Origin of the sequence: Anaerovorax odorimutans (assembly GCF_024459955.1) — a bacterium.
Classification (GTDB): Bacteria; Bacillota; Clostridia; order Peptostreptococcales; family Anaerovoracaceae; genus Hominibacterium; species Hominibacterium odorimutans_A.
On record NZ_JANFXK010000203.1, the window covers coordinates 1 to 238 of the forward strand.

1 protein-coding gene is annotated in these 238 nt (G+C 40.8%); it reads right to left on the reverse strand.

Annotation, left to right across the window (positions count from 1 at the left end; all coding sequences use genetic code 11):
• On the reverse strand, positions 1-238 hold a 238-nt coding region (locus tag NE619_RS18480; RefSeq protein WP_256133922.1), incomplete at both ends, for an alpha-amylase family protein.

Here is a 238-nt window from a genome sequence, read left to right on the forward strand (position 1 = left end):
CTCTCGAAAATCACACCATGTGTCACTGCTTCTGCAATAACACGAATCCCCAATTTATGAGCCTCGTTCACCAGTTCTTTTAGTTCTTCGACACTTCCCAGCTCTTCATCTGGATATTCTGGTGTAACCATAGCATAAACTGTCCAAAACCCAGAAAAGAACTCACTTCCTTGTGTCACTCCAGCCAACCATATAGTATTAACCCCAAGCTCTTTCAAATATTCCAATTTTTCTTTTG